This is a genomic window from Streptomyces anulatus (genome assembly GCF_014650675.1).
Classification (GTDB): domain Bacteria; phylum Actinomycetota; class Actinomycetes; order Streptomycetales; family Streptomycetaceae; genus Streptomyces; species Streptomyces anulatus.
The window spans coordinates 483,101-507,209 of the sequence record NZ_BMVK01000002.1; the positions used below are offsets into that span (position 1 = coordinate 483,101).

Sequence of the window (24,109 nt, forward strand, 5' to 3'; positions counted from 1 at the left end):
GTCGGCTCCGCGGGAGTGGGTCGGTGAAGCGGTGGAACGGTCGGAGTGGGTGGTGCGGTGGTACGTCGGCGGGTGGTGCGGGGTGGTACGTCGGTGGGGCGGGCTCAGGTCCGGGTGTGGGCGGAGGCCCGGGAGAGCGCGAAGGCCGCGTGCAGGAGCAGGCCGACGGCGGCCCCGCCGCAGGCGAGGGCGGACACGGCTCCTGTCCCGCCCGCCGAGACGAGGGCGTTCACGGGCTGGGCCAGGGGTTCGAGTCCGGGGAGCCGGGCGGAGAGGACGAGGGCCGGGGCCCCGGCCTCGACGGCGCAGGCGGCGGCGAGCGCGACGGTGCCCGGCTCGGGCAGCCCGTGTGCGGCGAGCAGCCGGGCCACGAAGAACAGGACCCCGAGGGCGACGGCCGCGACGGGCGTGCCGCCTCCGCCGAGGCCGAGGTCGGCCAGGTACAGCAGGGGCAGCAGCGCGCCGAGGAAGAGGGTGACGGCCGCCAGGAGCAGGGGGCGCACGCCCGCGCCGAATTCCTCCAGGGCGCGGCTGCCGGTCAGTTTGCGGTGGGCGTGGACGGTGAAGAGGTGGGCGCACCAGGCGGCCGGGGCGACCGCGGCGGCGAGGCCGAGCAGCGGGGCCGGGGTGCCGTCCCACGGGCCGTCCGGGCCGCCGGTCATGATCTGGGCGAGCAGTTCCTCGCCGTACACCGCGTAGCTCAGCAGCCAGCAGCCGTACATCCCGGCGCGGCCCGCTCCTTCGGGGGCGCGCAGGGGGCCGCGGCCCAGGCACGCCCGGAGCGCCAGGCAGGCCAGGAGCGCGCCGACGACGGTCACGAGGGCCCGGGTCCCGTCGCCGAGGACGCCCTCGGTGACCCGGAGCACCCCGGCGGTCGCCAGGCAGGCGGCTCCGGGGAGCAGGGCGAGAAGCGTCCAGGCGGCCCGTGCGTCGGTGTCGGGACCGGGGCCGGGGGGCCGGCCGGCGGCGGGCTCCCGCGTTCGGGGCGGCATGCGGGCGTACAGCTCCTCGGCGAGGGCGAAGACGTCCCGGTGGCGGTAGCGGGCGGCGGTGCGGTCGGTGAGACCGTGCGCTTCCAGTCCGGCGGCGATCTCCAGGGGGTCCACGGCCCGTTCGCACAGGTCGCGGTGGTGGTGGAGGAGGGACTTCACCGGGTCGGCCGGGCCCCGGCGGGCGGCGGCGCCCGGCGCCCGGCGCGCCGTGGTGCGGGGCCGGATCTCCGCGGGGCGTTCCGGGGCGGATGCGGGGCGTTCCGGGGTGGCCGCGGGGGTCGCCGGGTCGTCCGGACGGGTCATCGGGGAGTCTCCGTGGTCGGGTCGGCCTCCGGGGCCGGAGTGGTCTCCGTGGTGGTGGAGGCTCGGATCGTGAAGGGCCGGTTCGTGAAGGGCCGGTTCGTGAAGGGCCGGTTCGTGAAGGGCCGGTTCGTGAAGGGCCGGTTCGTGAAGGGCCGGGGCATGGAGGGCCGGGGCATGGAGGGCCGGATCGTGAAGGACCGGGTCACCGAGCGCCGGATCGTGGAAGGCCGGGTCACCAAGCGCCGGGGCATGGAGGGCCAGGTGGTCACGCATCGCCGTCCCCCGCCGGTCCGGCCGCGACCGCGCAGACGCCCTCGGGCTCCGGCTCCCGCGTGTGCTGCGGCTCGGGTTCGCCCGGCCGGTCCGGCAGCCGGGCCCCGGGCGCGGCCCAATGCGGCACGGCGGCGGACGGGTCCGGCTCCGGGTCCGGCTGCGGCCGGAGGTGCGGCCCGGGCTGGGTCCAGTGGCCGAGGAGGCGGGCTTCCGGCGGGGTGGCGAAGGGCAGCGGGTCGCCGTGGGCGTCCACCGTGTCGGCCTCGCGACGCACCGGGGTGTGCGACATCAGCTCCAGGTAAATGCCGCGAAATGCCGCGAGGTTCTGTTCGACGGTGAAGAGTTCGAGCGCGCGGGCCCTTGCGGCGGCCCCCAGGCGTGCTCGACGCTCGGGGTCGCGCAGCAGCGCGACGCAGGCGTCGGCGAGCGCCTTGGGATTGCGCGGGGGCACCACCAGGCCGGTGCCGCCGATGACTTCGACGACGGCGCCCACGTCGGTGGAGACGGTGGCCCGGCCGCAGAACATGGCTTCGACGAGGCTGACCGGGAAGCCCTCGACGACGCTGGACAGCACGATCACGCCGCCCGCGCCGTAGGCCTCGACGAGGTCGGGGACCTCGGGGCCGCCGATCTCCTCGAAGGTGACCGGGCTGACGCCCTCGGTGTGCGCGCCGGTGGCCTCGTCCGGGAACAGCTGGGCGGCCAGGGCCTCGCAGTGGGCGAGGTACGTGGTGGCCTCGTCGCCTTCCGCCGGGGCACCGAAGACGCGCAGCCGGGCGCCGGGCTCGGCGCGGCGGACCTCGGCGAAGGCGTGGAGGAGGGCGATCAGGTCCTTGGCGGGCTCGATCCGGCCGACCCAGACCAGCGTGCCGGGGCCGCCCGCGTCGTCGCTCCCGCCGGCCGCGCCGAAGCGTTCGGCGTCCTCGCCGACCTGGCCGAACCGCTCGGCCGCCATGCCCGGGTAGACCGTGCGCTGCTTGGCCGGGTCCGCTCCGCAGCGCTGCTGCCAGCGGCGGACATGGGTGTTGCCGGGGGTGACGATCGCGGCCTGCCGGTAGACCTCGGTGGTGAGGCGGCCGTGGAATCCGGCGAGGAGGGCGCGCACGGGGGTTCCGTACGGGGTGCCGGAGGCGGCCAGGTAGTGCGCGCGCAGCGGGACGCCGTGCTCGGTGACCAGCAGCGGCACCCCGAAGAAGCGTTTGGCCAGGAGCCCGGGGAGGGCGGCCGCCCCGCCGGAGGCGGCATGGCAGAGGTCGACCGCGCCGAGGCTCTCCTGGTCGTACCAGTCCAGCGAGAGCGGGCGCAGCGCGCGCTCCAGCTCGGCGGCGAAGGCGAGGTGGTCGGGGACGGTGGCGTTCTGCACGGTGCGGCCGGTGCCGCGGGCGCGGGAGGCGGTCTCCAGGATCCGGACGGTGGCCTCGGAGCGCAGGGCGAGATGGAGTCCGCCGCGTTCGCGGGCCAGCTCGGCGAGGCCGTAGAGCCCTTCGGTGAACAGCTCCGCGCCGGGGCCCTCGCCCGCTTCCGTACCGGCCTCGTCGGGGGTGCAGATCGCGCCGGCGAGGGCGGTGAGGTGCTCGGTGAAGCGCCTGCGGTCGCGCCGGCCGTAGGACTGTTCGCCCCCGGTCACCAGCCGGGCCAGCAGGCCGCGTTCACCGCTGCCGCGCAGGGTGCCGTCCTCGGGGGTCCACAGCGGCGCGGTGCGCACCCGGCTGACCTGCGGCGGCAGCCGGACCCAGCCCTGGTCCTCCTGGTGGGCGGAGCGGCTCAGGGCGAACAGGTCGAACTCGTGCTGCGGCAGCCCGCGCACCAGTCGGTCGCACCAGAGTCTGGACTCACCGGTCGCATACGGATAACCACCGTCGGTGAGCAGTCCGATCCGCACGAATACACCCCCGATCTCCCTTGTGGGCGGCCGCCGTTGAAATGGCGACTCGCAGCGGGACGACCGTAAGCGGATACGCCGGTGGCGCGACGGACGGTTGTCCGTCGCGCCACCGAAAGGGGTGAACCGTCGTAACTTTCCCGCCCCGGTCGCGTTCCGTCGCGATACGGCGGTCGGTTGTTACGGAGGGTCAGGCCCGGGCCAGCTCCTTGCGGGCCGTCCGGCGGGCCGCCGCGAGCCCGGGATCGAGGGCGGGCACGGCCGCCAGCAGTTGGCGTGTGTACGGGTCCTGCGGGTCCGCGTACACCGCGTCGGCGCTGCCCTGCTCGACGATCACGCCCCGGCGCATCACCGCGACCTCGTCGCTGACCTGCCGGACCACGGCGAGGTCGTGGGCGATGAAGACCAGGCCGATGCCCAGCTCCCGCTGGAGCTCCGAGAGCAGCTCGACGACCTGGGCCTGGGTGGTGACGTCCAGCGCGGAGACGGGTTCGTCGCAGACGATCAGCTTCGGTCCGGCGGCCAGCGCGCGGGCGATCCCGACGCGCTGGCGCTGTCCGCCGCTGAACTCGTGCGGGTAGCGCTCGTAGCGGCCGGGGTCGAGTCCGACGCGCTCCAGCAGTTCGCCGACCCGGTCCCGGATCCGGCCCTCGTCGCTCTCCCCCGCGGCCCGCAGCGGGTCGGCGACGGACTCCCCGACCGAGCGGCGGGGGTTGAGGGAGGCGACGGGGTCCTGGAAGACCATCTGGAGGTCGCGGCGGAAGGACCGCAGCTCCTTCTCGGGCAGCGAGCCGATCTCCCGGCCCCCGTAACGGAGGCGGCCCGCCGTCGGGTCGAGCAGGCGGACCAGCATCCGGCCCAGGGTGGTCTTGCCGCTGCCGCTCTCGCCGACAATGCCGAGCGTGCGCCCGGCGTGCACGGTGAGCGAGACCCCGTCCACGGCGGCGACCCGCCCGCTCCCCCGGCCGAACTCGCGCCGCAGACCGACGGCTTCGAGAAGCGGCGCCTCATCCTCCGCGACACGCTGCGGAGGCACCGGTACGACCCTGCGGGTCTCCACGCGCGGCACGGCGGCCAGCAGCTCCTTGGTGTACGGCTCGCGCGGTGCGCCGAGGACCCGGGCGACCGGGCCGCGTTCCACCTCCTTGCCGTGCCGCATCACCAGCACCTCGTCCACGCTCTCCGCCGCCACGCCCACGTCGTGGGTGACCAGCAGGAGCCCCATGCCCGTCTCGTGGCGCAGATCGTGCAGCAGGTCCAGGATCTGGGCCTGCACGGTGACGTCGAGGGCGGTGGTCGGCTCGTCCGCGATCAGCAGGCCCGGTTCGCAGGCGAGCGCCATCGCGATGAGGGCCCGTTGCCGCATGCCGCCGGAGAACTCGTGCGGGCGCAGCCGTGAGCGGCGGGCCGCGTCCGGGATGCCGACCCGGTCGAGCACCTCGACGGCGCGGGCGCGGGCGGCCTTGCGGGAGACGGGGCGGTGGACCCGGTACACCTCGGCGATCTGGTCGCCGACCGGGTAGTAGGGGTCGAGCGAGGACAGCGGGTCCTGGAAGACCATGGCGGCCCCCGCGCCCCGCAGCGCCCGCAGTTCACGGTCGTCGGCCGTGTTCACGTCCGTACCGGCGACGCGGACGCTCCCGCCGACCCGGGCGCCCGTTCCCCGGTGGAGGCCGAGCAGGGCGTAGGCGGAGGCGCTCTTGCCGGAGCCCGACTCCCCCACCACGCCGAGCGCGCCGCCCGCCTCCAGGGTGAAGGAGAGCCCGTCAACGGCCCGGACGGGGCCGAAGTCGACGGTGAGGCCGGAGACCTCGACCAGGGGATCGCGCGTTGTCATGACAGGACCACCCGTCGGTCGGCCAGCGCGTACAGCAGGTCCGCGACGGCGTTGGCGAGGACGACGAAGAACCCGGTCACCAGCACCATGCCGACCACGACGGGCAGGTCGACGACCTTGACCGCGTGGACCAGCTCGCGCCCGATGCCGGGGATGCCGAAGAGGGACTCGGTGAGCACCGCGCCGCCGAACATCGAGCCGAAGTCCAGCGCGCTCAGGGCGATGACGGGGGCGACCGCGCCCCGGAGCGCGTGCCGGCCGATGATGGCCCGCTCGCCGACCCCGTACGCGCGAAAGGTCCGCACATGGTCCTCGGCGAGCGTCTCCAGCATGGCGCTGCGGGTGAGGCGGGCGTACTTGGCGGACTCGATGAGCGCCAGTGACGTCCAGGGCAGCAGCAGTCCCCAGGCCCACTGTTCGGGGTTCTCGGTGAACGGTACGTAGGAGGGTGCGGGCAGCCACTGCAGGGTGGAGCAGAACACGATGATGAGCAGCAGCCCGATGACGAAGACGGGGGTGGCGGAGCCGGCCAGGGTCAGCCAGGTCAGCACCCGTTCGGTGAGCCGGCCGCGCCGCCAGGCGGAGAGCACGCCGGTGCCGACGCCGAGGAGCAGCCAGCCGGCGAACGCGCCGATCACCAGGGAGCCGGTGACCGGGAGCTTCGCCAGGATCAGCTGGGTGACCTGCTGGTCGGACTGGTAGGAGACGCCGAGGCAGGGCATCGCGCAGTGCTCGGTGCCGGTCCCGGTGGAGAAGTCGCGCCCGGCGACGATGCCCTGGAGGAAGTGGGCGTACTGCACGTAGACCGGGTCGTCCAGCCGCAGTTGCTCGGTGACCTGGGCGACCTGGGCGGGCGAGCAGCGGGGGCCGCAGGCGATCTGGGCGACGTCGCCGGGGGCCACGTAGAAGATCGCGTAGAGGAGTGCGGTCAGGGCCAGCAGGACGAGGGCCGCCCCGCCGAGCCGCCGGAGCAGAAAGCCGGTCATGCCGCGCCCTCCTTGGCCGTACCGGTGCCGACGCCCAGGCGGGAGGCGGCGCGCGGGTCGAGTGCGGTGCGCACACCCTCGCCGAGGACGGTGAGCGCGAGGACGGTGACGAAGAGGAGTCCGGCGGGGATCAGCAGGTACGTCGGCGCCGCCTGGTACCAGGTGTCGGCCTCGGTGAGCATCTGCCCCCAGGACGGGGTCGGCGGTTTGATGCCGACGCCGAGGAAGGACAGGGCCGCCTCGACGATGATGTTGGTGGGGAAGGCCAGGGCCGCGTACGTGATGACGGGCGCGGCGAGCGAGGGCAGCAGTTCACGGCGGGCGATGGACCACTTCCCCCGCCCGCTGAGCCGGGCCGCCGCGACGAAGTCGAGGGACTTCAGGGCGAGCGCCTGGGCCCGCACGATCTTCGACGTACCGGACCAGCCGATCCCCCCGATGACGAGGGCGATCAGGACCGGGCGGGGGAAGGACTCGGGCACGATCGCCAGGAGCGCCAGGGCGATCACCATGACCGGCAGGGCCACGTTGATGTCGGTGATCCGGCCGAGGACCTGGTCGACCCCGCGGCTGCCGAGGGCGGCGGCGAGCCCGATGACCAGGCCGAGGGCGATCTGCAGGACGGTGGCGACGAGGGCGACGCCGAGCGAGACCCGGGCCCCGTACACGATCCGGGCGAACAGGTCGCGGCCGGTGCCCGGTTCGACGCCGAGCCAGTGCTCGCCGCTGATGCCGCCGAAGGAGCCGATGGGGACGCCGCCGGCCGCCGAGTCGACGAGGTCGGGGTGGTAGGCGTTGGGGTCCTGGCCCGCCAGTGCGGTGAGCAGCGGTGCGGCGAGCGCGACCAGGACGAGCAGGAGGACGACGAGGGCCGCGGCGGAGGCGGCGCGCTGGGCGCGCAGCCGCCGGAGGAACAGCCGGGCCCCGGAGGCGGGGGCGACGGCCGGCGCCGCTCCCGCCTCCTGGACCAGAAGTGCTTCGGACATGGCTACTTGACCGCGACCTGGGAGACGTCGAGGACGCCGGTCCAGTCGCTGATGACGATGTTCTTGACGTCCTCGCCGTACAGCCGCTTGTAGACCGGGTGGAACAGCGGCACCGTCAGGGCCTGCTCGCCGATCTTCTCGTCGAGCGCGCCCCAGCGGGCGGCGGCGGCCTTCAGGTCGGTGATCTTGTTGATCTCGTCGATCTCCTTGTTGACCGCGGGGTCGTTCAGGAAGCCGGTGTTGAAATTGGCGCCGTCCTCCACGATCTGGCGACCGTCGAAGATCGGGGCGAGGAAGGGGCCGCCGGAGGGCCAGTCGGCTCCCCAGTGGGCGAGGAAGAAGCCGGGCTCCTTCTTCGCGCTGTGGATGGTGTCGGAGTAGTCGTTGCTCTCCAGGCCCTGGAGCTTCACGGTGATCCCGGCCTTCTTGAGCGCGGCCTGGATCGCGGTGGCGATCTCGGGGCTGGTCTCGAAGTCCTTGTCGTTGGAGTGGGTGAGGGTGATGGTCAGGCCGTCGGCGTGCCCGGCCTCCTTCAGCAGCTCCTTGGCCTTGGCCGCGTCGCCCGTCTTCCCGGCCGGGAAGTGGTCGTAGGGCGTGTGGCCGAAGGAGTCCCGCTCGGGCAGGAAGGTGGTCGCGGGTTCGGCGAGCGAGGAGCCGCCCGCCGCGTTGACGATCGAGGTGCGGTCGACGGCGTACGAGATCGCCTGGCGTACCTTCGGGTCGTCGAAGGGCTTCACCTTCGGGTTGAAGGCGATGTAGTTGGTGTAGCCGAAGTGGCCGGTGCCGACGCGGGCGGCGAGCTTCTTGTCGCTGCCGACCTTGGCGAGTTCGGCCGGGCCGAGGTTGGTGTCGGTGGTAACGGCGGCGGCGTCCGCGCCCTGGGAGGCGGAGAGCCGCTGGTTGATGACGGCGGAGTCGAGCCCGGAGCGGACGTCGATCCGGTCGGGGTAGGCCTTGCGCTCCTCGTCGGTCTCCGCCGACCAGTGCGGGTTGCGCTCCAGGACGATCCGCTCACCGTCGTTCTCGTTGGTGACGACCTTGTACGGGCCCGAGGAGACGGGGTGCTCCTCGTACTTGGTGCCGGTGTCCTTGGCCTGCGGCACCGGGGTGGTCTGCGTCTGGGTGGCGAGGAAGGGGAACTCGCCCTCGGGCTTGTTGAGGTGGAAGACGATCGTCTTCTCGTCGGGCACCTCGATGGAGTCGAGGCCCTTCTTGTCCTTGTACGGGCCCTGGTAGTCGGCCCCGCCGATCAGCCAGTCCCGCAGGTAGGGGGCGCCGCCGGAGAGTTCGGCGGCGAAGGAGCGCTCGATGCCGTACTTGATGTCGGCGGAGGTGATCGCGGTGCCGTCCTCGTACTTCAGGCCGTCCTTGAGGGTGTACGTCCACACCGTGGCGTCCTTGCTGGGCGTGCCCAGGTCGGTGGCCAGGTCGGGGACGACCTTCGCGCCCTCGGCCCCGTCCTCGCGGTTGCGGGTGGTGAGGGTGCGGAAGACGAGGGAGGGGACGTTGCCGCCGCCGGAGGTGTAGAGCCGGGCGGGGTCGAAGTCCTGCTGCGGGTTGCTGTTCAGGACGGTGAGGGTGCCGCCCTTCTGCGGCTTGCCCTCGGCCCCGGAGGTGCCGGCCGCGCCCTTGCTGTCCTCGGGGCCGCAGGCCGCGACGCCCGCGGCCAGGACGAGAACCGCGGTGGACGCTGCCACGCGGCGGGATATGACGGACGGTTGACGCATCGGAAGATGACCTCTCGGAGTGCTGCGAGCGAATGAAGCGGAGGAAGCGAAAAAGGGCGGCATCCGCGCAGGCGACGACGAGAAGGACGTACGGACCCCGTTGTCGGGGAACGAAAAGGAAAAGGCCGCGCCTGCGGACGGAATACGTCCGGGCGCGGCAGTCATGGGGGCCCGCCGGAGCCGAAAAGGGCTCACGGGGAAAGAGAAAGAAAAAAGGGCCGACGCGCGCTCGGACAGGCGTCAGCGACAGAGAACGTCGGCTACGCAGTGCCCGGTCACGCCGAGAAGCGCCAGCTCAAGAGCGGCGATCTCGGAAGGTGCGGGGCTGCGCGACATGCCGAGAAATATGAACGACCGCCTTGACCGCTGTCAAAGCGGATCAAGACGGCCGTCTCACGATGCGGACGTGTCGAGGTCAACTCTCGGGGTGCACCCAGGGGTTGGCCCTGCACTTGATGCCTTCGAGCTCAAGGGTCTTGGTCTGCTGCTGCATGACCGGAGCCAGGGCGCCGGGAGTGCGGCAGCTCACATGGTTGTGGCCCAGCCGGTGGCCGACCTCGTGATTGATGAGCATCTGGCGGTAGGGCAGCAATTCCTTCGGACCGAAGGTGGCGGCGCCCTGCGCCCAGCGATAGGCGTTGATCATCACGCGGTCGGTCGCGGCGGAATCGCAGGAGACGTTGTCGATCGTGGTGTCCAGACCGGATTTGGCACACCAGTCGCCGGTGGTCCCGGGACTGGCGAGCGTGATCACGAAGTCCGGGGTCCCCGAGGAGATGCGCTCGAAGGTCATCGCACCGTTGTGCGCCCAACTCCGGTCGTCGTTGAGCGTCTTCTGCACGGCTTCGGCGAAAAGGCCGGCGTCGAGGCCGAGACCCTTCTCCACATCGATCCGGTAGCGGTGCTTCTGCCCCTTTCCGGGGGCCTTCGCCAGACCGGGCACCGCCTCGAACGTGCCGCTCGCCTTCAGGTCCGCGGCGAGCGGGAACGGCTGCGCCATCTTGTCCGCGTACGAGAGGGGCTTGACCTCGGGCTTGGCCGAGGACTGCTCCGGGGTCGGGCGGGCGTCGGAGCGGGAGGCCTCCTCGCCCAGTTCCTGCCGCTCCACATCGGCGGCGCGCGCGGCGGCCGCACGGTCGCCGGAGTCCTCGGCGACCTGTCCGGCCACCACGACCGCGAGCACCGTGGTCACCGCGGCGGCGGCGATCCCGGTGAAGGTCCGCCCCTTGGAGCCCCGGGGCGCGGCGCGTTCGTCCGGCTCCCCGGTCTCGGTGTCGTCCACGCCGTCCGGGGTCCGCGCCGGCGGCTCGGCGGGCGCGCCGGACGGGGCGTCGGCGTCGAAGGCGTCCACGAACTCCCGGCGCGGGCCCGGCACCGGGGCGCCGGGGGGCGCCGACTGCTGTGCCGCCCGGCCGTCCGCGGCGCGCTGGGCCGCGCGCTGGGCGGACACCTGGCGGGCCACGGCCTGCTGCCGGGCGGCGGCGTCCTGGGGTCCGGCGGGGTAGGGCCGGGCGTCGGCGGGACGGCTGTCCGGACCGGGGCGTTGGCCCGGGTACGGGCCGGAGTGCGGGTGGGGGGCGTTGCGGGGCGCGGGGGCGCCGGGTCCCTGGCCGTAGCGGGGCACGGGACCGGTGCCCCAGCCGCCGCCCTGCTCACGCTGTTCGGGGTGGCCGCCGCGCACCTGCGGGGCGTCGGGGGAGAACGGGCCCCGCCCGTCACCGGTCGGCGTGGGAGCGGTCCGTCTGCGCCGCCCGCCGCCGGGCGCGGGCCTCGCCGCGGCGCGCTCGCCGCCCGGTTCCGTTGCCGCCGCGTCCGGGCGGATCGCCCCGGAGCCCTTTCGACTGTGTCGTCCCACGCCCCGGATCAGCTCCCGCCGCAATCGTCCAGCAGTTCCCGGAACGCCTGGGCGACCGCCTCCGGGTACTCCATCATCGCCACGTGCCCCGCGTCGGGCAGCGTCAGCAGCCGGGCGTCGCGGAATGCCGCGGACGCCCTGCGTGCCATCCGGTACGAGACGAGCTGGTCCCGTCCGCCGTACACGAGCTGGGTCGGTGCGAGCACCCGCTCGGCCTGGCGCCACAGTCCGTGCTGGCCGCCCAGGGTGTACGCATCGACGATGCCCCGGGCCGAACGCGTCATCGCGTCCCAGAAGTACGGCAGCTCCAGCCGTCGCTCCATCTCGGCCACCGCGTTGCGGAAGGCTTCGTCGGAGACCCGTGCCGGATCGCCGTAACAGAGTGCCATGACTCCGCGCGTCCGCTGCTCCGCCGTCCAGCCCTTCGTGAGCCGGGCGAACAGGGATGCGACTCCCGGCACCGCCAGCAGACCGGTCGGGACGGCGGGTCGCTGCACCCGCCACTCCGGCAGGGCGGGCGAGATCAGGGTGAGGGTGCGCACCAGGTCGGGGCGGACGGCGGCGACCCGGGTGGCGACGGCGCCGCCCAGCGAATTGCCGAACAGGTGAACAGGCCCCCGCTCCTCCGCGTCCAGCAGCCGGATCACCGCACGGGCGTGTCCGGTCACCGAGTAGTTGCCGTCGTCCGGCGGCGGCGAGTCCCCGAATCCGGGCAGGTCGACGGCCTCGCCGTCGACCACGTCGGACAGCAGCGGCATCAGCGCGGACCAGTTCTGCGACGAGCCGCCGAGCCCGTGCACGTACAGCGCGGGGGGCAGTCCGGTCCGGTCGCCCGGCCGGCAGCGGACGTTCAGCCCGATCCCCGGCAGCGACACGGAGCGCAGCCGTTCGCCGTCGGCGACCCGGACGGCACTGACCGTGGGGGCCACCGCGGCTGCGGCGGCCTGGACACCCGGCAGCTCGGTCGAAGACATGCGGCAATGTTACGAGACGATCACGCCCTCATTCATGTGTTCGCCGTCACAGGCCGCATCGCGGGGTGGACGGGTAGCTCCTACTCTTCAGGGGAAGGAAGGGAGCTGCACATGACGGTCGACCCGAGCGACCCGGACACCTTCGAGAACGCCGAGCCGGAACGGCCGGGGCCCGAGGCCCCGGAGGCGGACGCCGCCGAGCAGCGGGCGGATGTCCGGCCCGAGGACGACGAACGGGCGGAGAGTATCGACCCGGACACCGCCAATGAGGCCGATGTGGCGGAACAGCGCAGGGTGATTCCCTTGGATGAGGACGATTACCGGTAATACGCCCCGGTTTGCTCGCGACCAGGAAGAACTGTGGCTTCCACAGCCGTCCGGTCCATGAAATTCTGCGTCCGCGCCGCGCATACCCGGGTTACCCAAAAGTACGATGGCTGTACGGCGCAGCGTGCACGGACCGGCTGTGCTGGAACACATATTTGGGAGGCGGCGTGACAGCCATCGAGCAGACAGAGGCGGCGCGCCCGCGGGGTACACGCCTTCCCCGCCGCGCCCGACGCAATCAGCTGCTGGGCGCCGCACAGGAGGTCTTCGTCGCGCAGGGCTACCACTCCGCCGCGATGGACGACATCGCCGAGCGGGCCGGAGTCAGCAAGCCTGTGCTCTACCAGCACTTCCCCGGAAAGCTGGAGCTCTACCTGGCCCTCCTCGACCAGCACTGCGAGTCGCTGCTCCAGGCCGTGCGCACGGCGCTCGCCTCGACGACGGACAACAAACTGCGCGTCGAGGCGACGATGGACGCCTACTTCGCGTACGTGGAGGACGAGGGCGGCGCGTTCCGGCTGGTCTTCGAGTCCGACCTGACCAACGAGCCCGCCGTGCGCGAGCGGGTCGACCGGGTGTCCCTCCAGTGCGCCGAGGCCATCTCCGACGTGATCGCCGGGGACACCGGCCTGTCCAAGGAGGAGTCCATGCTGCTGGCCGTGGGCCTCGGCGGCGTCTCCCAGGTGGTGGCGCGCTACTGGCTCTCCAGCCGGTCCGCCATCCCCCGTGACACGGCCGTCCAGCTCCTCACCTCGCTGGCCTGGCGAGGTATCGCGGGCTTCCCGCTGCACGGCGTCGAGCAGCCCTGAGCCCTCCGGCGGACGACGCCTGACGCCGTGTTCGCTGCGGGCGTTGCCGGTCGGGCCCTGAGCGCCGCCCCCGCCGGGCTAATGTGGCTGCGTACGGCGCGGTTCGCCGCGCAAGGACTGACCGTCGGAGGGACATAGCCGTGGAGGTCAAGATCGGGGTGCAGCACACGCCCCGCGAGATCGTTCTGGAGAGCGGGCTTTCCGCCGAGGACGTCGAGAGCGCGGTCGCCGCGGCACTGGGCGGCAAGGCGGAGCTGCTCAGCCTCACGGACGACAAGGGCCGCAAGGTCCTGGTGCCGGCCGACCGGATCGCGTATGTGGAGATCGGTGAGCCGACCACCCGCCGGGTGGGGTTCGGGACGCTGTAGTCCACCGGACGCGTTGATCACAGGAGCGGCCCGGCGGGGTTTTCCCCGCAGGGCCGCTCCTGCGTTCTGTCCGGGGCGGGTCTCCCGTACGGGTCGTAACGGGTCGTTGGAGGGTTGCCCTCCACAGGCCGGGGGTAGTACCGCCTACGACCGTTTTGCCCGCCCCGCACACCCCCGCGAGGTGATCTTCCGTGATCTGGGAATCCTTCGGCGCCGCCGTCCTCGGACTCGCCCTGTCCTGGGTGGCGCTCCGATCACTGGCCGACCGCCTGCCGTCCGGCCGTGCGGTATATCTCACCGGCACGCTCGGCGCCCTGTTCGGCGCGTATCTGACGCATGCCGCGCTGGGTACCGACCACGTCCTGGCGACGCTGATCGGAGCCGTGTCCGTCGGGGCGGTGACGCTGTCGCTCCTGATCCGACCACGCGGCCGCCGCCTCGCCCGGTCGGCGGCGGCCTAGGGTCTTTCGTTTGGATCAGGCCGGATCAGGGAGCGGGGTGTTAGGCGGCCAGTCCCAGTGCGGCCATCCGCTTGGTGTGGGCCTCGGTGATCCGCGAGAACATCCGGCCCACCTCCGCCAGGTCGAAGCCGTCGGCGACGCCGCCCACCAGCATCGTCGAGAGGGCGTCGCGGTCGGCGACCACCCGCTGGGCCTGCGACAGCGCCTCGCCCATCAGACGTCGCGCCCACAGCGCGAGCCGGCCGCCGAGTCGCGGGTCGGCCTCGATCGCGGCGCGCACCTTCTCCACGGCGAAGTTCCCGTGACCCGTGTCGTCGAGCACGGACAGGACCAGGGACCGGGTGTCGGTGTCCAGCCGGGCCGCGACCTCGCGGTAGAAGTCGCTCGCGATCGAGTCGCCGACGTACGCCTTGACCAGGCCCTCCAGCCAGTCGGACGGCGCCGTCTGCCGGTGGAAGTCGTCGAGGGCCTTGGCGAACGGCTCCATCGCGGCGGTGGGGTCCTCGTCCACGGCGGTGAGCCGCTGGTTGAGCTGCTCGAAGTGGTGGAACTCAGCGGCGGCCATCTTCGCCAGCTCCGCCTTGTCGCCGAGCGTCGGCGCGAGCTTCGCGTCCTCGGCCAGCCGCTCGAAGGCCGCCAGCTCTCCGTAGGCGAGGGCGCCGAGCAGGTCCACGACCGCGGCGCGGTACTGCGGGTCGGCGGCCGCGGTGGCCCAGTCCTGGGCGGCGATCCCGGTGGCTGCGGAAGCTTCGGCGGGGGTCTCAGTGGCGTGGTCAGGCGTCTCCATGAACGGAACGATAGCCCGCTCCGCGCAGGGCGGAAGGGCCTGGTCAGCCGGGGGCCTCATACCGTTCCGATGAATTCGTCCAACACACATGCGCGAATCCGGGGTACAGTGGTATTGCGCTTACTGAGCACTGTGCTGTGCCAGGGGCGCGCCCTTGAATGAGGATGCCCGGTCGGTGGCCCGATCGGCTCCGACCCGACAGCCCTCCACGCGGTGCGTACGACACGTACGACTGCAGATGAGGGGCCCCCTCAGCGGCACGAGCGCTCGAGCGACGGCAGTGGTCCCGCGCCACCCGGCCCATCCACGGCCGGATGACCAACCCCGGCACGGTACGACCCCCAGCGTTCGCCTCGGACCGCGTCTCACAGAAGAGGCAGCACCCTGACTACGTTCCGCGACCTCGGCATTCTTTCCGAGACGGCCGAAGCCCTTGAGGCTGTCGGCATCACGTCCCCCTTCCCCATCCAGGAGATGACGCTCCCCGTAGCGCTCTCCGGCTCCGACGTCATCGGCCAGGCCAAGACCGGCACCGGCAAGACGCTCGGCTTCGGACTCCCGCTCCTGGAGCGCGTGACCGTTCCCGCCGACGTCGAGGCGGGCCGCGCGAAGCCCGAGCAGCTGACCGACGCGCCGCAGGCGCTCGTCGTCGTCCCCACCCGCGAGCTGTGCCAGCAGGTCACCAACGACCTGCTCACGGCCGGCAAGGTCCGTAACGTCCGCGTTCTCGCGATCTACGGCGGCCGGGCGTACGAGCCCCAGGTCGAGGCCCTCAAGAAGGGCGTCGACGTGATCGTCGGCACCCCGGGCCGTCTTCTGGACCTGGCGGGCCAGCGCAAGCTCGACCTCTCCCACATCCGCGGGCTCGTCCTCGACGAGGCCGACGAGATGCTGGACCTGGGCTTCCTGCCCGACGTCGAGCGCATCATCACGATGCTGCCGCCCAAGCGCCAGACGATGCTGTTCTCGGCCACCATGCCCGGCGCCGTCATCAGCCTCGCGCGCCGCTACATGTCGCAGCCGACGCACATCAACGCCACGTCGCCCGACGACGAGGGCACGACCGTCAAGAACACGGTCCAGCACGTCTACCGCGCCCACAACATGGACAAGCCGGAGATGCTCTCCCGCATCCTCCAGGCCGACGGCCGCGGGCTCGCGATGATCTTCTGCCGCACGAAGCGCACGGCCGCCGACATCGCCGAACAGCTGGAGAAGCGTGGCTTCGCCTCCGGCGCGGTCCACGGCGACCTCGGCCAGGGCGCCCGCGAGCAGGCGCTGCGCGCCTTCCGCAACGGCAAGGTCGACGTCCTGGTCTGCACCGACGTCGCCGCGCGCGGTATCGATGTCGAGGGTGTGACCCACGTCATCAACTACCAGTCGCCGGAGGACGAGAAGACCTACCTCCACCGCATCGGCCGCACCGGCCGCGCGGGCGCCAAGGGCATCGCGATCACGCTGGTCGACTGGGACGACATCCCGCGCTGGCAGCTGATCAACAAGGCCCTGGACCTGAAGTTCCCGGACCCGCCCGAGACGTACTCCACCTCGCCGCACCTCTTCGAGGAGCTCGGCATCCCGGCGGGCACCAAGGGTGTGCTGCCGCGTGCCGAGCGGACCCGTGCCGGTCTGCGCGCGGAGGAGGTCGAGGACCTCGGCGAGACCGGCGGACGGGGCCGCAAGGCCGCCGCGCCGGCCCCCGCCCGTGAGGAGCGCGAGCCCCGCACCCGTACGCCGCGTCAGCGTCGCCGCACCCGTGGCGGTTCCGTCGCGGAGGAGGGCGCCGCGACGGTGCCCGCACCCGCCAAGGAGACCTCCCCGGTCGCCTCGGTCGCACCGGCCGGTGACGCCGCGTCCGACGACGCGCCGCGTACGCCGCGCCGTCGCCGCCGTACCCGCGTCAGCGCCGCCGAGGCCGTCGCCGAGGCGGCCGTGGCGGTCGCCGAGGCCCCGGTGGTGCCCGCTCCGGTGGCCGAGGCCGCTCCCGTGATCGAGGCCGCTCCCGTGGCCGAGCCGGTCGCGGAGGCCGCGCCGGAGACCAAGCCGCGGCGTCGGCGCAGCCGTGCCACCGTGAAGCCGGTGGCCGAGGAGACGGCTTCGCCCGTCGCCGCGGCTCCGGCCGCACCGGCCCCGGTCGACTTCCAGACCGTGGCCGTCGCCGCGGGCGTGGCGGAGCCGGTCGCCGAGCCGAAGGCCGTCAAGCCGCGCCGCCGCACCCGGATCGTGAAGCCGGCCGACGAGGTCGACTTCCAGATCGCCCCGGCCGCCGAGCCGGAGCCCGAGGCGAAGACGCGTCGTCGTCCGGCCCGCGCCACGACGAAGGCCAAGGCGGAGCCGAAGGCCGCGGCCACGTCGGCCGAGCCGAAGGCCCGGGCGACCAGGACGACGAAGTCCCGGGCAAAGGCGGAGACGGCGGAGACTCCGGAGACCACGGAGAAGGTCACCGCGAAGGTCGCCTCGAAGGCCACGGCGAAGAAGGCCACCGCGAAGGCGGTCGCCGCCGAGCAGCCCGCCGTCGAGGCCCCGGCCGTCGAGGCGGACGCCAAGCCGCGCCGCCGCCGCGCCACCCGCAGCGTCACCTCGACCGCGACCCAGGAGGCCGCCGTGGTCTCCGAGGCCGAGGCCGTGGTGAGCGAGGCCGCCGCCGAGACGAAGCCGCGCCGCCGTCGCGCCACCCGCCCGGCGGGCAAGGCGTCGGCGACGACGACCGAGAGCTGACGCTTCCGGCCACACCGCACCACACGCAGCGCTCCGCCCCGTCGATCCGATGATCGACGGGGCGGAGTCGTTCCCCGGGGCCGACGGGGTCCGTCCGGTGTCCGCGCGGGCGGTGCCGGATCAGTTGCGGAGGACGCGGCCCTGCTTGTCGGTGCGGTCATTGCTGGTGAGGTAGAGGATGCCGTCGATCAGCGCCCAGACGCCGAGACCGCCGAAGGTGAGGAGCTGGGCGATACCCACACCGATGGACCCGACGTAGAAGCGTCCGATGCCGAGACCTCCGAGAAGTATCTGGAGGACACCGGCGATGACCTTCGACTTGTCGGAGTACGGGCGGCCCTGTGGGTCGAAGCCGTAAGGGGCGTCCGGGGTGGGGACGGACATGAGGTATCTCCTGGGTGAGCGGAAGAGCAACCGGATGCGAGGATCCCGGCGCGGAGCCATGAGGGAGCGGCGCCGATGGACAGCGCGCTGAGGACCCCCTGTGTAATGACAGGGTAAAGAAGACCGGGGTTCCATCGGCACGGCACCGAATGATCGTGCCCACGGGCGGGACGGGCGGCGGCGAGCGCGTTCGGCGCGGGGACCGGCTCCGGTGGGCACAGTTCCCGGAGCCCGGTTCCCGGGGCACAGCTCGCGCGCTGGAAGTAGCGCGGCAGCGGGGCCGGTGACGCCTCCCGGTGAGGCGGGGACGGGTGCGACGGGGATAGCCTCGCCGTATGAGCCGCCCGCCCACCTTCGCCCCGCCTCCCTGTGCCCGCGCCCGTGTCCTTGGCACCGAGCGCGGCGACTTCGCCGTCCTGGACGCCGTACCGCGTACCCCGGCACGGGCCACCGCCCTGTTGCTGCCCGGATACACCGGCAGCAAGGAGGACTTCATCGCGCTGCTGGAACCGCTGTGCGCGGCGGGCTACCGGGTGGTCGCCGTGGACGGCCGGGGGCAGTACGAGTCGAAGGGGACGGACCGCCAGGAGAGTTACGCCCAGGGAGAGTTGGCGCGCGACGTGCTGGCCCAGGCGGCTGCCCTGGGCGGCGGGGACGGCGGGCTGCATCTGCTCGGGCACTCGCTCGGCGGTCAGATCGCCCGCGCCGCCGTCCTGCTGGACGCCGCCCCGTTCCGCTCCCTGACGCTGATGTCCTCGGGTCCGGCGGAGGTCGTCGCGGCCCAGCGGGACAAGGTGAGGATGCTGAGCGAAGCGCTGTCCGTGCTGTCCATGGACGAGGTCTGGCAGGCGATGCGGGCGCTGGACCCCCCGCAGGACGCGGACACCGGCGACGGTGCGGACATGCGCCACCGCTGGCTCGCCCACCACCCGGCCCAGTTGATCGCGACCGGGGCCCAGCTGGCCGCCGAACCGGACCGGGTGGACGAGCTGGCCGCCGTCGGGCTGCCCGTCCACGTCCTGTCCGGGGAGCGCGACGACGTCTGGCCGGTGGAGCTGTTCGACTCCATGGCGCGGCGTCTCGGCGCCCGCCGCACCACGATCGCCGGCGCCGAGCACTCCCCCAACACCGCCCGCCCGCAGGAGACCGCGAAGGCACTGGCCGCGTTCTGGGACGGCCTGCCGGCCGCCTGACGCGCCGCCACCGGCCCCGCGGCCGTCAGTACTGCGACTGCAGGTGCTGCCAGAAGCCGTCGCGGAGCGCCCGCCGCAGGTGGGCGTGGCCGCGCAGCGAGTGCTGGAGCAGGCGTTCCGCCTCCACCAGCAGGTCCTGGTCGACGGAGCCCGGCAGATAGGGGTGGCCGGGCAGCAGGTCGGCGAGGGACTCCCGGCCGCGTGCGGCGAGCCAGGCGGCCGCGATCTGCGCGCCGACGAAGCGGACGTCCTCCCGGGAGGGGGCCGGGCTGTCGTCCTCGTACGTGGTGACGGGCCGCCGCGTGACGTAGGGGCGGCAGAAGTCGAGCTCGAAGGTGCGCTGGCTGTCGACCTCCCACAGCAGCGGTTCGGCCTGGTTGCGGCCTTCGGCGGCTTCGATGCCCCAGAGGTGCACGCGTGCCCCGTAGCCCTGGGCCGCCTCGACCGCCGAGACCAGGTCCTCGTCGCCGCCGACGAGCGCCGCGTCGCTGATGGCGCGGTGCCGGGCGAGGGATTCGAGGTCGGTGCGGATGAGCGAGTCGACGCCCTTCTGCTGGTTGTTGGCGTTGAGATTGCCGAGCCGCACCTTGACGTCGGGGAGTTCGGCGATGGCCTGCTGCTCGGTGGTGTGGATGCGGCGGCGGGCCCCGTCGTACCAGTAGACGCGCAGCAGCCTGCTGTCCGCGAAGATCGTGCGGGCCTTGTCGATGAAGGCCTCGATCAGCCCTTCGGCGTCGAGGTCGAAGGAGCGCCGGTCCTCGGTGCCGGTGACGAGCAGCCCGGCCGCGGCGTACACATAGCCGGCGTCCACGAAGATCGCGTGCGTCGACGGGGTCTTGGAGACCTCGATGAGCATCCGCTGGAGCAGCTCGTTGGTGCGGTCCAGGCGGGCGCCGAGGCCGGCTCCGCCGATGGACTGCGGGTCCGCCTCGTTCATGCGAACCTCATGGTCTGTGGTGACGTGACTACCGACGGGTACTTAGACATCCAAAAAATTTCCTTAGCGTAGGGAATGTTTGCAGGGGGCAAGCCGTTGTAACCCACGTGGAACGCGAGGGAAGCCTCGCGTTCCTAGTCTTGCCGGTGGGACGCCCCACCGGCGCCAGCAGTTCTCCAGCAGGAGGATCAGACGAAGGGAAGCCCTATGCGCTTCGAGATCATGCGACTCGACGACGTCGACGGTACCGCCGTGGACAGCACCGTCGTGGACGCCGCCTCCGTCAACCGGATCGTGCAGCAGGCCGCAGCGATGGGCCAGCGCATCTACATCCGTCCGGCCGACAGCTCGGCTTCGTAACGCTCATGGGCTCATGACGCCTGCCGAGGCCCCGCGCCTCACCGCATTGCGCCGCTGAAGACGAAGCGCCCCCGCACGGAACGTCCGTGCGGGGGCGCAGTGGTGCGTGGGGCGGGTTCAGGAGTTCTGGATGACCTGGGTGACGCCGTTGATGATCTGCTGGACGGCGATGGCGGAGAGCATCATGCCGGCGAGCCGGGTCACCAGCACCACACCGCCGTCCTTGATCACGCGGATGATGACCAGCGAGTAGCGCATGGTCAGCCAGAGCACCACGTGCATGGCGACGATCGCGGACCACACCGAGAGCTGGCCGCCCACACCGTCGGCGTGCTGCACCGCGAGGATGACCGAGACGATCGCGCCGGGCCCGGCCAGCAGCGGCATGCCCAGCGGTACGAGCGCCACGTTGACGTCCTTGGTCTGCGTCGGCTCGTCCGTCTTGCCGGTCAGCAGGTCGAGCGCGATGAGCAGCAACAGGAGGCCGCCCGCGATCATCAGCGCGGGCACGGAGACATGCAGATAGTCGAGGATCTGCTGACCGAGCAGACCGAAGACGGCGATCACGCCGAACGCGACCATGACCGCCTGGAGCGCCATCTTGCGCTGCACCTTGGCGGGGCGGCCCGCGGTGAGGGCGAGGAAGATCGGCGTGATCCCGGGCGGGTCCATGATCACAAATAGGGTGAGAAAAAGGGATCCGAAGACAGCGACGTCGAACACAGTGAGCCTTGCGAGAGAAGAGCGGGCGTTACGGAGGGGGCGCGGGGTCCGGGCGGCGGCCGCCGCCGTGGCGGGCACGCGGCGGTACGCACAGGGGCGCGCGGGGAGTTGGAGACGTGGTGCGGTGGAAGAGGGGGCCCGGGGGCTGTCCGGCCGTGATCCGCCGGACACCCGCTAGCGGGGACCGGCTCCGCCGGCGCCCGGAACGGGGAAGGCTCCCGTGGCACGCCGGGTGATCTCGCCGTAGATCTCGGGGTCGGTGGTGCACGCGCCGAGCTCGACGAATTTCCGGGTGCCGTGGTAGTCGCTGGAGCCGGTCGTGAGCAGGCCCAGTTCGCGGGCGAGGCCGCGGAGCCGGGCCCGGGTGGGCTCGTCGTGGTCCATGTGGTCGACCTCGACGCCGTCGAGGCCGGCGTCGGCGAGCGCGGCGATCGTGGACTCGGGTACCACCGCGCCGCGTTTCACGGCGGCCGGGTGGGCGAAGACGGTGACCCCGCCCGCGGCCTTCACCAGGCGGACCGCCTCGAAGGGGTCGAACTCGTGCTTCTCGGCGTACGCCCGGCCGCCGTTGCCCAGCCAGTCGGACGTGAAGGCGTCGGAGACGGTGGGGACGACGCCGAGTTCGACGAGGGCGGCGGCGACGTGCGGCCGGCCGACCGAGCCGTCCCCGGCGATCCGGGCGACCTGCTCCCAGGTGATGGGGACGTCGAGGGCGCGCAGCTTGCGGACCATCTCCTGGGCGCGCGGCACCCGGTCGTCGCGCACGAGTTCCCGGGCGCGCTCCAGCTCGGCGTCGGCGGGGTCGAAGAGGTAGGCCAGCAGGTGCATGCCCACACCGTCGACGCGGCAGGAGAGTTCGGCGCCGGTGACGAGGGTGAGCCCGTCGGGCAGCGCGTCGATGGCCTGCTTGTGGCCGCCCACGGTGTCGTGGTCGGTGAGCGCGACGACGTCCAGGCCCGCTGCGGCGGCGTTCGCGACCAGCTCGGCGGGGGTGTCCGTGCCGTCCGACGCGGTGGAGTGGGTGTGCAGATCGATGCGCACGACGCTTGACTCCGGGGCTCGCGGGCGGACGGGGGACCGCTCAAGGATAACCGCCGCACGCCGGGCGTCCGGCCGCGCTCAGGGCCCCTACCGCTCGCCCGTCGCCTGCCGGGGCGGCGCCTCGGGGGCGGTGAGCAGGCGGGGGGTGAGCGCGCCGCAGGGGACGAGGTCCACCTCTCCCCCGGCGTCCCGCAGGTCGGTGAGCACCAGTTCGTCGTACATCAGCAGTCCCGACTGCTCGGGCCACAGGATCGCCCAGAGCCACAGCCCCCGCGCCTCGCCCGCGAAGACGGCGCGGTCCGACGGAGCGTTCTTCACGTGCCAGAGGGGGGTGGGGCGGCCGGCGGCGTGCACCTTGGCGTCGGGGGCGGAGTCGACGTCGAGATGGAGGCCGGGGTCCGGGCCCTCGATCCCGGCGTACCGGGCGCCGAGCCCGACGCCGAGCTCCTCGGCGACCAGCAGCAGCTCGCCCATTCCGCCCAGCGGGCCGGGTCCGGAGCAGGCCACGGCGCTGGCGCGTCCGCCGCTGCGGTCGTCGCCCGCGCTGGCGACCCCGGTGAACAGCCAGCCCACGGGGAGCGGCCAGGGCATCCAGACGGGGACCTGGGCGCGGTGCACCACGACGCCGAGACCTTCGACGCTCGGCGGGATGACCGGCTGCATCGGGTGGACCTGGCCGTGCACGGAGCACTGCCAGGCGTCGGCGAAGAGACCGGGCGCCCTGACCCGGCCACCGCACTTCGGGCAACTGGGTTCGCCCCTCATAGGGACCAACCGTCCTCCCCGCCGGTCCTCGCGTCAAGGACGATCACCCGTCCGCAGCGTGGCCCTGACCGGGAAAGATAGATGTAGCTTGCACTTATTAGCTTGCCTAACTTATTCTGTGCATAACGCATCGATCCGGAGCCGAAGACCTCCGGAGACGCCGGAGGAGAAGGAGAGAACCCATGCAGGGAGAGGATCCGTTCGACGAAGGAGCGACGGGAGGCAGCATCCTGCGGCAGCCGAAGGCCGTCTGGGCCACGGCGGGCGCCTCCGTGGTGGCTTTCATGGGCATCGGCCTGGTGGACCCGATCCTGCCGTCCATCGCCCAGGGACTGGACGCCTCGGCGAGCCAGGTGTCGCTGCTGTTCACCTCGTACTTCCTGATCACCGCCTTCGCGATGCTGGTCACCGGCTTCGTCTCCAGCCGCATCGGCGGCCGCAGGACCCTGCTGGCCGGCCTCGCGCTCGTCATCGTCTTCGCCGCGCTCTCCGGCACCTCGTCCTCCGTCGCCGAACTGGTCGGGTTCCGGGCCGGCTGGGGCCTGGGCAACGCCCTGTTCGTCTCCACCGCCCTCGCGGTGATCGTCGGGGCGGCGGCGGGCGGCAGCGCGGCGGCGATCCTGCTGTACGAGTCGGCGCTCGGCCTCGGCATGGCGTGCGGGCCGCTGCTCGGCGCGGTGCTCGGGGACGCCAGCTGGCGCTACCCGTTCTTCGGCACGGCCGCGCTGATGGCGATCGGCTTCCTCTGCATCGCCGCGTTCCTCAAGGAGCAGCCGAAGCCCGCCCGCAGGACGTCACTGCTCGATCCCGTGAAGGCGCTCGGACACGGCGGGCTCGCCTCGGTGGCGGCCTCGGCGTTCTTCTACAACTACGCGTTCTTCACGATCCTGGCCTTCACGCCGTTCGTGCTGAACATGACCCCGTACAAGTCCGGCGCGGTCTTCTTCGCCTGGGGCCTGCTGCTGGCCGTCTTCTCCGTGCTGGTCGCCCCGCGCCTCCAGCGCCGCTTCGGCTCGCTGAAGGTGCTCGGGGCCTCCCTGGTGCTGCTCGCCGTCGACCTGCTGGTCCTCGGGTACGGCAGCCACGGCACGGCCGTCGTCGCCACGATCGTCTCCGGCGCGTTCATCGGCATGAACAACACCGTCTTCACCGAACTGGCCCTCGGGGTCTCGGACGCGCCGCGCCCGGTGGCGAGCGCCGGATACAACTTCGTCCGCTGGTTCGCCGCGGCGGCCGCCCCCTTCCTCGCCCCGAAGATCGAGGAGTGGACCGACGTCCACATCCCGTTCGTGGTGGCCGCGCTCGCCGCCCTCGTCGGAGCGGCCGTCGTGGGCGTACGGCGTACGGCGCTGAACCACGAGGCCGAGGAACGGGAGCCGGCCCACGCGCTGGAGGACGGTGTGGCGGTCTTCGCCGACTGA

The 24,109-nt window shown here is 72.6% G+C and carries 23 protein-coding genes; 8 read left to right on the plus strand and 15 right to left on the minus strand.

Going from position 1 to position 24,109, the window contains the following annotated elements; all coding sequences use genetic code 11:
* Positions 1–104: 104 nt before the first annotated feature.
* The 9 genes from IE272_RS06860 to IE272_RS06895 all read right to left on the minus strand — a co-directional run bounded on the left by IE272_RS06860 (position 105) and on the right by IE272_RS06895 (position 11,815).
* Positions 105–1,295, minus strand: a complete 1,191-nt coding sequence (locus IE272_RS06860; RefSeq protein WP_229897223.1) for a hypothetical protein — start codon at positions 1,293–1,295, stop codon at positions 105–107.
* Between the two features lie 265 nt (positions 1,296–1,560).
* On the minus strand, positions 1,561–3,450 hold the full coding sequence (locus IE272_RS06865; RefSeq protein WP_190006458.1) for a DUF3492 domain-containing protein: 1,890 nt from the start codon (positions 3,448–3,450) through the stop codon (positions 1,561–1,563).
* Positions 3,451–3,640: 190 nt separating this feature from the next.
* Positions 3,641–5,287 (minus strand): ABC transporter ATP-binding protein, encoded by a 1,647-nt coding sequence (locus tag IE272_RS06870; protein ID WP_190006459.1) that lies wholly within the window; start codon positions 5,285–5,287, stop codon positions 3,641–3,643.
* Positions 5,284–6,273 carry an ABC transporter permease gene (locus IE272_RS06875; protein ID WP_050360544.1) on the minus strand — a complete coding sequence of 330 codons (990 nt, stop codon included), beginning with the start codon at positions 6,271–6,273 and terminating at the stop codon, positions 5,284–5,286. The genes IE272_RS06870 and IE272_RS06875 overlap by 4 nt, the downstream gene beginning before the upstream one ends.
* Positions 6,270–7,259 carry an ABC transporter permease gene (locus IE272_RS06880; RefSeq protein ID WP_050360545.1) on the minus strand — a complete coding sequence of 330 codons (990 nt, stop codon included), beginning with the start codon at positions 7,257–7,259 and terminating at the stop codon, positions 6,270–6,272. The genes IE272_RS06875 and IE272_RS06880 overlap by 4 nt, the downstream gene beginning before the upstream one ends.
* Positions 7,260–7,261: 2 nt before the next feature.
* Entirely contained in the window at positions 7,262–8,986 is a 1,725-nt protein-coding gene (locus IE272_RS06885) for an ABC transporter substrate-binding protein (RefSeq protein WP_050360546.1), read from the minus strand.
* A 240-nt stretch (positions 8,987–9,226) separates the two neighbouring features.
* A complete protein-coding gene (locus IE272_RS39275; protein WP_316943073.1) occupies positions 9,227–9,322 on the minus strand; it encodes an Ms4533A family Cys-rich leader peptide in 96 nt (31 codons plus the stop codon).
* A 79-nt stretch (positions 9,323–9,401) separates the two neighbouring features.
* The gene (locus IE272_RS06890; RefSeq protein WP_190006460.1) at positions 9,402–10,841 is read right to left on the minus strand and encodes a DUF3152 domain-containing protein; all 1,440 of its coding nucleotides are present in this window, start codon (positions 10,839–10,841) and stop codon (positions 9,402–9,404) included.
* 8 nt (positions 10,842–10,849) lie between these two features.
* Positions 10,850–11,815 carry an alpha/beta fold hydrolase gene (locus IE272_RS06895; protein ID WP_050360547.1) on the minus strand — a complete coding sequence of 322 codons (966 nt, stop codon included), beginning with the start codon at positions 11,813–11,815 and terminating at the stop codon, positions 10,850–10,852.
* A 111-nt stretch (positions 11,816–11,926) separates the two neighbouring features.
* Here IE272_RS06895 and IE272_RS06900 point away from each other — a divergent pair, with 111 nt between their 5' ends.
* From IE272_RS06900 to IE272_RS06915, 4 genes are all read left to right on the plus strand, one after another.
* Positions 11,927–12,142 carry an Rv3202a family protein gene (locus tag IE272_RS06900; RefSeq protein WP_056700729.1) on the plus strand — a complete coding sequence of 72 codons (216 nt, stop codon included), beginning with the start codon at positions 11,927–11,929 and terminating at the stop codon, positions 12,140–12,142.
* 167 nt (positions 12,143–12,309) lie between these two features.
* Positions 12,310–12,951, plus strand: coding sequence for a TetR/AcrR family transcriptional regulator (locus tag IE272_RS06905; RefSeq protein WP_056700731.1), 642 nt, complete (start codon positions 12,310–12,312; stop codon positions 12,949–12,951).
* Positions 12,952–13,091: 140 nt separating this feature from the next.
* Positions 13,092–13,319: a DUF3107 domain-containing protein gene (locus IE272_RS06910; RefSeq protein ID WP_003966467.1), complete on the plus strand. Its 228-nt coding sequence runs from the start codon at positions 13,092–13,094 to the stop codon at positions 13,317–13,319.
* Between the two features lie 191 nt (positions 13,320–13,510).
* Positions 13,511–13,780, plus strand: coding sequence for a hypothetical protein (locus IE272_RS06915; protein WP_050360550.1), 270 nt, complete (start codon positions 13,511–13,513; stop codon positions 13,778–13,780).
* A gap of 40 nt (positions 13,781–13,820) precedes the next feature.
* Here the strand turns inward: IE272_RS06915 and IE272_RS06920 are convergent, their stop codons facing one another.
* Complete coding sequence (locus tag IE272_RS06920) at positions 13,821–14,567, minus strand: ferritin-like fold-containing protein (RefSeq protein ID WP_007446800.1); 747 nt, start codon at positions 14,565–14,567, stop codon at positions 13,821–13,823.
* A gap of 474 nt (positions 14,568–15,041) precedes the next feature.
* Here IE272_RS06920 and IE272_RS06925 point away from each other — a divergent pair, with 474 nt between their 5' ends.
* A complete protein-coding gene (locus tag IE272_RS06925) occupies positions 15,042–17,285 on the plus strand; it encodes a DEAD/DEAH box helicase (RefSeq protein WP_190006461.1) in 2,244 nt (747 codons plus the stop codon).
* Positions 17,286–17,405: 120 nt separating this feature from the next.
* Here IE272_RS06925 and IE272_RS06930 read toward each other — a convergent pair whose 3' ends face one another.
* Positions 17,406–17,669, minus strand: a complete 264-nt coding sequence (locus tag IE272_RS06930; RefSeq protein ID WP_073740081.1) for a TM2 domain-containing protein — start codon at positions 17,667–17,669, stop codon at positions 17,406–17,408.
* A 335-nt stretch (positions 17,670–18,004) separates the two neighbouring features.
* Between IE272_RS06930 and IE272_RS06935 the strand changes: the two genes are divergently transcribed.
* A complete protein-coding gene (locus IE272_RS06935; RefSeq protein ID WP_190006462.1) occupies positions 18,005–18,862 on the plus strand; it encodes an alpha/beta fold hydrolase in 858 nt (285 codons plus the stop codon).
* A gap of 25 nt (positions 18,863–18,887) precedes the next feature.
* On the opposite strand, the gene IE272_RS06940 is transcribed toward IE272_RS06935, so the two are convergent.
* Entirely contained in the window at positions 18,888–19,799 is a 912-nt protein-coding gene (locus tag IE272_RS06940) for an NYN domain-containing protein (RefSeq protein WP_007446804.1), read from the minus strand.
* A 207-nt stretch (positions 19,800–20,006) separates the two neighbouring features.
* Between IE272_RS06940 and IE272_RS06945 the strand changes: the two genes are divergently transcribed.
* Positions 20,007–20,159 (plus strand): DUF8834 family protein, encoded by a 153-nt coding sequence (locus IE272_RS06945; RefSeq protein ID WP_007446805.1) that lies wholly within the window; start codon positions 20,007–20,009, stop codon positions 20,157–20,159.
* Positions 20,160–20,276: 117 nt separating this feature from the next.
* Here the strand turns inward: IE272_RS06945 and IE272_RS06950 are convergent, their stop codons facing one another.
* From IE272_RS06950 to IE272_RS06960, 3 genes are all read right to left on the minus strand, one after another.
* Positions 20,277–20,882, minus strand: a complete 606-nt coding sequence (locus IE272_RS06950) for a MarC family protein (RefSeq protein WP_007446806.1) — start codon at positions 20,880–20,882, stop codon at positions 20,277–20,279.
* Positions 20,883–21,056: 174 nt separating this feature from the next.
* Complete coding sequence (locus IE272_RS06955) at positions 21,057–21,923, minus strand: PHP domain-containing protein (RefSeq protein ID WP_050360554.1); 867 nt, start codon at positions 21,921–21,923, stop codon at positions 21,057–21,059.
* A gap of 87 nt (positions 21,924–22,010) precedes the next feature.
* Positions 22,011–22,688 (minus strand): DUF6758 family protein, encoded by a 678-nt coding sequence (locus IE272_RS06960; protein ID WP_056700741.1) that lies wholly within the window; start codon positions 22,686–22,688, stop codon positions 22,011–22,013.
* Positions 22,689–22,870: 182 nt separating this feature from the next.
* On the opposite strand from IE272_RS06960, the gene IE272_RS06965 reads away from it, so the two are divergent.
* Positions 22,871–24,109 (plus strand): MFS transporter, encoded by a 1,239-nt coding sequence (locus tag IE272_RS06965; protein ID WP_097915878.1) that lies wholly within the window; start codon positions 22,871–22,873, stop codon positions 24,107–24,109.

What these genes read in the sequence shown, in the direction of transcription:
- IE272_RS06860 (WP_229897223.1), bottom strand. Translation starts at nt 1,295, where the DNA reads ATGACCCGTCCGGACGACCCGGCGACCCCCGCGGCCACCCCGGAACGC.
- IE272_RS06870 (WP_190006459.1), bottom strand. Translation starts at nt 5,287, where the DNA reads ATGACAACGCGCGATCCCCTGGTCGAGGTCTCCGGCCTCACCGTCGAC.
- IE272_RS06875 (WP_050360544.1), bottom strand. Translation starts at nt 6,273, where the DNA reads ATGACCGGCTTTCTGCTCCGGCGGCTCGGCGGGGCGGCCCTCGTCCTG.
- IE272_RS06880 (WP_050360545.1), bottom strand. Translation starts at nt 7,259, where the DNA reads ATGTCCGAAGCACTTCTGGTCCAGGAGGCGGGAGCGGCGCCGGCCGTC.
- IE272_RS06885 (WP_050360546.1), bottom strand. Translation starts at nt 8,986, where the DNA reads ATGCGTCAACCGTCCGTCATATCCCGCCGCGTGGCAGCGTCCACCGCG.
- IE272_RS39275 (WP_316943073.1), bottom strand. Translation starts at nt 9,322, where the DNA reads ATGTCGCGCAGCCCCGCACCTTCCGAGATCGCCGCTCTTGAGCTGGCG.
- IE272_RS06895 (WP_050360547.1), bottom strand. Translation starts at nt 11,815, where the DNA reads ATGTCTTCGACCGAGCTGCCGGGTGTCCAGGCCGCCGCAGCCGCGGTG.
- IE272_RS06900 (WP_056700729.1), top strand. Translation starts at nt 11,927, where the DNA reads ATGACGGTCGACCCGAGCGACCCGGACACCTTCGAGAACGCCGAGCCG.
- IE272_RS06920 (WP_007446800.1), bottom strand. Translation starts at nt 14,567, where the DNA reads ATGGAGACGCCTGACCACGCCACTGAGACCCCCGCCGAAGCTTCCGCA.
- IE272_RS06925 (WP_190006461.1), top strand. Translation starts at nt 15,042, where the DNA reads ATGACGCTCCCCGTAGCGCTCTCCGGCTCCGACGTCATCGGCCAGGCC.
- IE272_RS06930 (WP_073740081.1), bottom strand. Translation starts at nt 17,669, where the DNA reads ATGTCCGTCCCCACCCCGGACGCCCCTTACGGCTTCGACCCACAGGGC.
- IE272_RS06935 (WP_190006462.1), top strand. Translation starts at nt 18,005, where the DNA reads ATGAGCCGCCCGCCCACCTTCGCCCCGCCTCCCTGTGCCCGCGCCCGT.
- IE272_RS06940 (WP_007446804.1), bottom strand. Translation starts at nt 19,799, where the DNA reads ATGAACGAGGCGGACCCGCAGTCCATCGGCGGAGCCGGCCTCGGCGCC.
- IE272_RS06945 (WP_007446805.1), top strand. Translation starts at nt 20,007, where the DNA reads ATGCGCTTCGAGATCATGCGACTCGACGACGTCGACGGTACCGCCGTG.
- IE272_RS06960 (WP_056700741.1), bottom strand. Translation starts at nt 22,688, where the DNA reads ATGAGGGGCGAACCCAGTTGCCCGAAGTGCGGTGGCCGGGTCAGGGCG.
- IE272_RS06965 (WP_097915878.1), top strand. Translation starts at nt 22,871, where the DNA reads ATGCAGGGAGAGGATCCGTTCGACGAAGGAGCGACGGGAGGCAGCATC.